This window comes from Fictibacillus phosphorivorans (assembly GCF_001619875.1).
GTDB lineage: Bacteria > Bacillota > Bacilli > Bacillales > Fictibacillaceae > Fictibacillus > Fictibacillus phosphorivorans_B.
Map to the genome: position 1 here is coordinate 146,603 of NZ_LRFC01000012.1, position 6,797 is coordinate 153,399.

Here is a 6,797-nt window from a genome sequence, read left to right on the forward strand (position 1 = left end):
ACATTTATAACTGGTATCGATTCCACAAGAGTGAAATGGATGGACGTTACAGCGCCCGTCCGTCGATTGCATTCGAATAGTAAGGAGCTGACCCTTTTGAAACCAGATCTAATGCCTAACAACCAAAAGCCTATCGCACCGAAGACAAACTCTCAGAAGAAGAAAAAACGCTCTGACCGTTCCGTCGGCTATATGCTGATTGCACCATCCCTGATTTTGATCTTAATTATCGCGATATGGCCTGTATTTCAATCGTTTTATTACAGCATGTTTGATTTAAGGCTGAATAATCCAGCAAAATCAGAAGCGCATATTTCGTATAAAGTAAATTTGCAAACGTATTTGGATAACTATCCATTTTTAATCAGTACGTTAGAAGATGAGGTGGATACCGCCTCTGGAAATACAAAGACAGAACTTGAAACCATAAAAGCAAACTTAGAAAAAGTAGATGCAGAATTACAAAAAGACAACGAGATTAAGAGTAAATATGATCAAGTAGACGAGAAACTTACTGTTATGGAGCCGATCAGCGAAGAGCTTGCGGTTTCTGATCTTGATAAAGAAATCGCTTTAGACCTTGAGAAGGCTGTGAATGATTCAACAGACTCGATAAGAGGCTTAAAGGATGAACTGAAAAATTCTGAAGACCTTATTGGATTATCTTCTTCATTAGAAGACGCTGTCATTACGCCTAACTTTATCGGTTTGAAGCATTATAAAGAAAACTTAACAGATAGCCGTATGTGGAAGGCGATTCAGAATACAACAGTCTTTACGTTAATCTCCGTTTTCGCAGAGCTCGTAATCGGTTTGGCGATCGCACTGCTTATCAACAAAGCCTTTTTCGGCAGAGGGCTTGTTCGTGCGACGATCCTCATTCCTTGGGCGATCCCGACTGCGGTATCTGCTTTCATGTGGAAGTATTTATATGACGGACAGAACGGAATCGTAGCAAAAGCATTTGCCGATATCGGACTGTTTGACCAAATGACAGATATGCTGACAACAAGCACTGGCGCTATGTTTGCCGTTATCTTTGCAGACGTATGGAAAACGACGCCTTATATGGCACTCTTATTATTAGCAGGATTGCAGACGATTCCGAGTTCCCTGTATGAAGCAGCAGCGATCGATGGCGCGAGCAAATGGAAGCAGTTTTTGAAGATTACGCTGCCTTTATTAAAATCAAGCATTCTAGTTGCATTGTTATTCCGTACACTGGATGCATTCCGTGTATTTGACTTAATCTATGTTTTAACAGGTGGAGGCCCAGCTAACTCAACGGAAACGATCTCCATACTTGCTTATAAAGTAATGTTCGCACAAACCAATTTTGGTGAAGGTTCGGCGCTCTCCGTTATCGTGTTTGTCTGTGTAGCGATCATCTCTATGATCTATATTAAGTTCTTAGGCCGTGACCTTTTAAATGATAAATAAAAACGGAACAGATAAAGGAGTGAATAGGAAATGAACAAAAAAGCAGGCCCAATGTTTTATGTATTCTTAGCATTGTTTGTCTTCCTTGTCATGTTTCCGTTTTTATGGGTACTGGCAAGCTCTATTAAACCGGTTGCTGAACTTTTCGGTGATCGTGCGTTCATCCCATTTACGGATAATATGACGCTTGAAAACTACGAATCCGTATTTGTAAACTATCCATTTTTAAAGTATTTATGGAACAGCTTAGTTGTTTCAACGATTACAACGGTCTACGCTGTACTTGTAGCGAGCTTTGCGGCTTATGCGATCGCACGGCTTAACTTTAAAGGTAAAACAGTCATTCTTGGATTGGTGCTTTCTGTATCAATGTTTCCACAGATCGCAACCATTTCACCGATTTATATCGTATTGAAAAACCTTGGTTTAACGAACAGCTACCTCGGTTTGATCATTCCGTATACGACGTTCACATTGCCATTATCCATCTGGCTTCTTGTTACGTTTTTCCGCAAGATTCCGTTTGATCTGGAGGAAGCAGCAAAAATCGATGGAGCGTCACTGATGCAAACATACTGGCGTGTTATTTTGCCGCTTGCGCTTCCAGGGATTTTTACAACAGCGATTCTTGTGTTTATCTCAGCATGGAACGAGTTCCTGTTTGCTTTAACAATCAACACAGATGATGAGTTTAAGACCGTTCCAGTTGGGATCGCGATGTTTGAAGGACAGTTTACGATTCCTTGGGGAGAGGTTACAGCAGCGACTGTTATCGTAACGGTGCCTCTCGTTATCATGGTTCTTCTATTCCAGCGCAGAATTGTGTCAGGATTAACTTCAGGTGCTGTAAAAGAATAGAAGTTTTGATGAAAACCCTGCAGCAATATAAGCTGCAGGATTTTTTGTTATGGTATATTTTAAAATCACCAACATACAAATAGGATGATAATCGTTAAGATAGGGGGGTATTTCGTGCACGGTCACGATCTAAAACATATAAAATGGGAGGGCAGAAATGTTCATGTTCATCAATATTCTACAGAGACTTCAGTAAATGATGGACATTCACATACTGTCCAAGGGGTTACAAGTCCTGCAAAAAACTCGATGGGTCATGTTCATAACTATGAAGGAACTACTACTTTTAATGACGGTCATGTTCACCGCTTCTCTGGAACTACCGGACCTCCTATTTATTTAGCGGATGGAACACATTATCATATGATAGCTGGATCAACTACTTTTAATGATGGACACACGCATCAATACACTGGGTGGACGGATAAGAATGTTATTGGATGATAGATAATGAAAACAAATATCGATATCTAATCCTTTGCTTTTAGCAGGGGATTTTTTATATATATCATATAAATTTATTTATAGGTAAAGTGCAATTTTCTAATTTGTATTATGGGATTACAGGGTCTACAATAGGTTTTGTTAGCGAAATAACTTACTTTTAATTAGGAGGAATTATACAATGTCAAAACATATATTAATGGTCGTTACAACGGCTGATAACATGAATAATGAACACTCAACAGGGCTTTGGCTTTCTGAGTTTGGTGAAGCTTATGTGGAGTTTGCAAATGCAGGACACACGATTACGGTAGCAAGTCCTAAAGGTGGAAAAGCTCCAGTAGATGACCGCAGCCTTGAAGGTGAAGTGCCTCAAGAGATTTTAGATACAGCAATATATCTTGAAAACACTGTAAAACTAGAGGAGATTAAAGACGTTAATGAATTTGACGCAATCTTCTTGCCAGGCGGTCACGGAACCATGTTTGACCTTCCAGAGAACACAAAACTTCAAGAAGTGATTCGTGATCTGTATGAGCAAAACAAAGTAGTAGCAGCTGTTTGCCATGGCCCAGCCGGATTAGTGGGTGTTAAACTTTCTGATGCCACGCCATTAGTAGCAGGAAAGACAGTTACTGCGTTCACAGATGCAGAAGAAGTTGCAACAACACTTGATCAATACATGCCGTTCTTATTAGAAACACGCTTGCGCGAACTAGGTGCTGAGTTTGTAGCTGCTGAAAACTGGGTAAACCATGTGCAAGTGGATGATCACTTAATTACTGGTCAAAATCCGCAATCTACAATAGCTGTTGCAAAAGAAGTTGTTAAACAGCTAGCATAATTTTTGGAAACCTGCAGACCTTTATAACAGATGAGGTTTGCAGGCTTTATTTGGCTCACCGCCTTCCCCGCGGAAAGCGAGCATCTGAAACGGAAATCAACCACTACAAAATAGGAAGGTGATTGTTTTGTCTATTACAATTAACGCGATACTAAAAGCAAAACCAGGTAAAGAAAGTTCATTGCGCGAAGAATTAGTAAAAGTGGTACAAGCATCACGTAAAGAAGAAGGATGTATCAACTACACGCTGCATGAGTCAACCGAAGACTCTGATACTTTTGTGTTTTATGAAACGTGGCGGGATGAAGATGCGCTCAAATCACATATAGAATCTGAGCATTATATCAACTATCGGAAAAACATTGAAACACTCATTCAGCAACGGGAAGTCTATCGTTTAAACGTTATCCATTTATAGAGACCACTATGCACCGTTCAGCATTTAGAGCGGTGCTGTTTTCATGATTGGTGGAAGGGGGTTCAAATTATGATAGATTTTGAATGGTACCGGAGTTTTATCAGCATTTATAAACACCGCTCAGTTTCTGCGGCAGCGAAAGCAAGGATTTTAACACAGCCTGCGATGAGTCAGCATCTTGCGGCATTAGAAGCAGAAATTGGCGAACCATTGTTTATTCGAGCTCCGCGTAAAATGGTACCTACTGACAAAGGAAAAGAATTATATACAAAAATTGTTCCGCTCATCGAGAACTTAGAGAATACAACACTTGAAATGCTTCATAGTTCCTCCAGTAAAGGACTGGCCCCAGTGATCCGTATTGGATCGCCAGCTGAGTATTTTACAAAGCGTGCTCTTTCAAGTATTCAACATTTAGAAATTCGTTTTTTAGCCCAGTTCGATGTGGCAAGTATATTACTAGAAAAACTTGAAAAAGATGAAGTGGATCTGATTTTGACTACTCAGAAATCACAGCATCAAGGGATTGAGTATAGAAAGCTTGAAGTTGAAGTGTTTGTTGCTACGGCTCCTCCTGAGTATGAAACAGATGCGAAAAATGCTGAGGAGATTGAACAATGGCTGTTAAGTCAAAAGTGGCTAAGCTATGGGTTGGAACTTCCGATCATTAGAAGGTATTGGCGAGAACATTTTAATAAGCGGCCGGATTTTCAGCCGTGGCATGTTATTCCTGATTTAAGATCTATTTTAGAAGGTGTGGAAAATGGACTGGGAATGAGCATTTTGCCCACCTACTTATTAGAAAAATCGGTCCAAGAGAATAAGGTCAAAGTAATGTTCCCAGAGCTTACGGCAGAGAACACGATCTATGCAGCATATAAAGTAGATCATAAAAATAATCCCATCTTGGAAAAAGTATTAGACGCATTTAAGCTGAATAACTAGTGTAAAGTGAAGTCCTTTGTGTAAACTAGTTAGTAAAAATGGAGGACGAAATCATGAAACTGACGGTTTTAGGTTATTGGGGAGGTTACCCTGCAAAAGGTGAAGCAACATCCGGATATCTCTTGCAAAGTGATGGATTCAATCTGCTTATTGATTGTGGAAGCGGGGTGCTCTCCCAGCTGCAAAACTACATCAAGCCAGAAAAACTGGATGCTGTTATTTTGTCACATTATCATGCAGATCATGTTGCTGATATTGGTGTGCTTCAATATAGCCGACTCATCCAGTCATTTTTGCAAAAAGGGATAAAGACACTGCCTATCTACGGGCACACAAAGGATGAAGGAAGTTTTCAATCGCTTACACATGGGACGCACACGAAGGGGATTTCGTATGACCCAGAAGGAGAGCTGAAGGTTGGGCCATTTACGATTACATTTCAACTTACAAAGCATGCGGTTGTTTGCTATGCGATGCGTATAACTGATGGGAAATCAACGCTTGTTTATACGGCCGATACTGCACTGATCCCTGAACTGGTCCCATTCAGCAGAAATGCAGACTTGCTGATTGCGGAATGCAACTTCTATAAAGGCATGGATGGAAGCGGTCCTGGCCACATGACATCAGAAGACTGCGGAAAGCTTGCTCAGCAATCAGAAGCTCATCAGCTGCTCCTCACACATCTTCCTCATTTTGGTCAGTTATCACAGCTTGTCACAGAGGCAAAAGAGGTGTATAACAATAAAGTGGAGCTTGCCTCTTCCGGCTGGACGTGGGGAGCTTAAAGATAGGGACTGAAAGAGGAGAAAACTATGCTTTTTATTGATAATGAAAATATTACAGACCCAAGAGTGAATCTGGCAATCGAAGAGTTCGCTTTGAAACATTTAGACATCAATGAAACGTATTTGCTTTTTTATATAAATGAACCATCGATCATCATCGGCAAGAATCAAAATACGGTAGAAGAGATCAACGCAGACTATGTTCGCGAAGAAGGTATTCATGTCGTTCGCCGTTTATCAGGCGGTGGTGCTGTTTATCATGATCTAGGTAATCTTAACTTCAGCTTTATCACAAAGGATGATGGAAACTCGTTTCATGATTTCAAGAAGTTCACTGACCCTGTTGTAAAAGCGCTGAAAAAACTGGGCGTGAATGCTGAATTAAGCGGACGCAATGATATTTTAGCTGATGGGAAAAAGATTTCGGGTAACGCACAGTTTTCAACGAAGGGCCGTATGTTCAGTCATGGAACACTTCTTTTTGATTCTGAAATCGAGAATGTCGTTTCTGCTCTTAACGTTCGTATGGACAAGATCGAGTCAAAGGGTATCAAATCCATCCGCAGCCGTGTTACGAATATTCGTGAACACTTAGCGGAAGATATGACGATGGAAGAGTTTAAACAAACGCTTCTTGCTTACCTATTTGAAGAGTTAGAATCTGTGCCGAAATATGAGCTAACTGAAAAAGACTGGGAAGAAATTCGCAAGATCTCTAGAGAGCGCTATGCGAACTGGGACTGGAACTATGGAAAGTCCCCGAAGTTTAATGTTGAGCTATCCAACCGATTTGCGGCAGGATCAGTTGATATCCGCCTTCACATCGTAAAAGGAATCATTCAAGAAAGTAAGATCTTCGGAGACTTCTTTGGAGTTGGCGATGTATCTGATATCGAAAAAAAGCTGAACGGTGTGCGTTATGACCGTCAAGCGATTGAGAATGTGCTAGAAGATGTCAATTTGGAGCACTATTTTGGCAACGTATCACGCCAGGAGTTTCTTGATCTTCTATATTAATAATAAATGATTGAAAACCGCCTCTAATGGCGGTTTTTGTTTT

General features: G+C 40.5%; 8 protein-coding genes. All 8 read left to right on the top strand.

Translation table 11 applies throughout. The features are described from left to right. Nucleotides 1-111: 111 nt before the first annotated feature. Nucleotides 112-1,440: an ABC transporter permease subunit gene (locus AWM68_RS08800; protein WP_066240111.1), complete on the top strand. Its 1,329-nt coding sequence runs from the start codon at nucleotides 112-114 to the stop codon at nucleotides 1,438-1,440. A 30-nt stretch (nucleotides 1,441-1,470) separates the two neighbouring features. Beyond that, on the top strand, nucleotides 1,471-2,298 hold the full coding sequence (locus AWM68_RS08805; protein WP_066240055.1) for a carbohydrate ABC transporter permease: 828 nt from the start codon (nucleotides 1,471-1,473) through the stop codon (nucleotides 2,296-2,298). 114 nt (nucleotides 2,299-2,412) lie between these two features. Continuing rightward, a complete protein-coding gene (locus AWM68_RS08810) occupies nucleotides 2,413-2,742 on the top strand; it encodes a YmaF family protein (RefSeq protein ID WP_082820641.1) in 330 nt (109 codons plus the stop codon). 181 nt (nucleotides 2,743-2,923) lie between these two features. Continuing rightward, entirely contained in the window at nucleotides 2,924-3,586 is a 663-nt protein-coding gene (locus AWM68_RS08815; RefSeq protein ID WP_066240061.1) for a type 1 glutamine amidotransferase domain-containing protein, read from the top strand. Nucleotides 3,587-3,713: 127 nt separating this feature from the next. Beyond that, the gene (locus AWM68_RS08820; protein ID WP_082820642.1) at nucleotides 3,714-4,004 is read left to right on the top strand and encodes a putative quinol monooxygenase; all 291 of its coding nucleotides are present in this window, start codon (nucleotides 3,714-3,716) and stop codon (nucleotides 4,002-4,004) included. Between the two features lie 69 nt (nucleotides 4,005-4,073). Beyond that, nucleotides 4,074-4,949: a LysR family transcriptional regulator gene (locus tag AWM68_RS08825; protein WP_066240066.1), complete on the top strand. Its 876-nt coding sequence runs from the start codon at nucleotides 4,074-4,076 to the stop codon at nucleotides 4,947-4,949. Nucleotides 4,950-5,002: 53 nt separating this feature from the next. Beyond that, nucleotides 5,003-5,737 (top strand): MBL fold metallo-hydrolase, encoded by a 735-nt coding sequence (locus AWM68_RS08830; RefSeq protein ID WP_066240069.1) that lies wholly within the window; start codon nucleotides 5,003-5,005, stop codon nucleotides 5,735-5,737. Nucleotides 5,738-5,764: 27 nt separating this feature from the next. Continuing rightward, a complete protein-coding gene (locus AWM68_RS08835) occupies nucleotides 5,765-6,754 on the top strand; it encodes a lipoate--protein ligase (protein ID WP_066240072.1) in 990 nt (329 codons plus the stop codon). The last annotated feature ends 43 nt before the right edge of the window (nucleotides 6,755-6,797 follow it).

What these genes read in the sequence shown, in the direction of transcription:
- AWM68_RS08800 (WP_066240111.1), top strand. Translation starts at nt 112, where the DNA reads ATGCCTAACAACCAAAAGCCTATCGCACCGAAGACAAACTCTCAGAAG.
- AWM68_RS08805 (WP_066240055.1), top strand. Translation starts at nt 1,471, where the DNA reads ATGAACAAAAAAGCAGGCCCAATGTTTTATGTATTCTTAGCATTGTTT.
- AWM68_RS08815 (WP_066240061.1), top strand. Translation starts at nt 2,924, where the DNA reads ATGTCAAAACATATATTAATGGTCGTTACAACGGCTGATAACATGAAT.
- AWM68_RS08825 (WP_066240066.1), top strand. Translation starts at nt 4,074, where the DNA reads ATGATAGATTTTGAATGGTACCGGAGTTTTATCAGCATTTATAAACAC.
- AWM68_RS08830 (WP_066240069.1), top strand. Translation starts at nt 5,003, where the DNA reads ATGAAACTGACGGTTTTAGGTTATTGGGGAGGTTACCCTGCAAAAGGT.
- AWM68_RS08835 (WP_066240072.1), top strand. Translation starts at nt 5,765, where the DNA reads ATGCTTTTTATTGATAATGAAAATATTACAGACCCAAGAGTGAATCTG.